The sequence below is a fragment of the Aliterella sp. E5.1 genome (assembly GCF_057473825.1).
Window position 1 is genome coordinate 1 of record NZ_JBYCCV010000438.1, and the last position, 1,159, is coordinate 1,159.

At 41.1% G+C, this 1,159-nt stretch carries 1 protein-coding gene; it reads right to left on the reverse strand.

Features of this window, described 5'->3' with window-relative positions:
• Nucleotides 1-1,158 (reverse strand): DEAD/DEAH box helicase family protein (locus AC2VE5_RS28025; RefSeq protein ID WP_486890775.1); only part of this gene is annotated, 1,158 nt, incomplete at its 3' end.
• Nucleotide 1,159: the final 1 nt, after the last annotated feature.

The following is a 1,159-nucleotide window of genomic DNA, read 5'->3' on the forward strand; positions in this document are numbered from 1 at the left end:
AATTTTAACAACACCCGATTCAATCGCGTCGATTAAGGAAAAGTCTGATACTACCCAAGGAAATAGATTGCCTTCAGGATAACCAGAACCTTTTAAGAAAAATGGCGTAGCAGATAGGTCATAGACAACTTTAACTCCAATCTTGGAAGAAATCGCCTCAATACCAGAAATCCAACGTCTAGCATCATCGTTGTGTTTTTCTGCCTCTTTGCGTTCATCGCCTTTGAGTTTGCTGTCTTCATCACCTACGCGACGACAATAGCAATGGTGAGCTTCATCATTGATAACAATAATATTTTGCTTGTTGCCTAAAGCTTTACAAACCCGTCGTACCATTTGGTCAGGCGTTTCAGTAAAAGCACTTTCGTTGCCTTGAGCAAGAATATCTCTTGTCAGCTTTCCGGCACTCGTTAGTTCTCGCTGTTTAAACGCATGATAGTTAGTAATTATTATTTTGGCTTTGTCCAGTTCCGGCATTAAGTCCGGCGGTACTAAATCAAATTTTTTGTAGTAGTTTTCTGAATCATTTGGTTGAAGAACTCGCAAGCGATCTCGCACGGTAATCCCTGGTGTTACAAGCAAAAAGGCATCACTGAACAATCGATTTTGAGGGTTAGCAATTTTGTTGAGAGCGTGCCAAGCAATTAGCATTGACATCACAACTGTTTTGCCACTACCCGTTGCCATCTTGCAAGCCATACGGAACAATAGAGGGTTAGCATCAGCATTAAATTGACGTAATTGGTTTTCAATCCAGTTATCGCCATGCTTTTTAGCTATCTCCGTTATATAAATAACTGTTTCTAAAGCTTCTATCTGGCAGAAATAAAGTTTTCTTTCTCGTTCGGGATTTTGCCAATATTCAAGCAATCGCCGCGTAGTGGGCGTTACACCTGTATACCCACCCCGCCGCCATAAGAAAACGCGATCGCGGATTTGGTTGATAAATTTGTTTTCTTCTACTCGATCAGAAGTCCACTCACCCAGGTCTAGCTCTAGTTGTTGTGCCTGTTTGCTCTTCTTTTTAGGTTGGGCAATAGGAATAAAATAGTGACTAATACGGCGAGATTCAGTAATGTCGTTAGTAATGCCTTCATCATCAAATCGAAAGTGCCGCTTGGGTTCAGAAAATGCAGAGTTAATGATGGGATTTTCAATG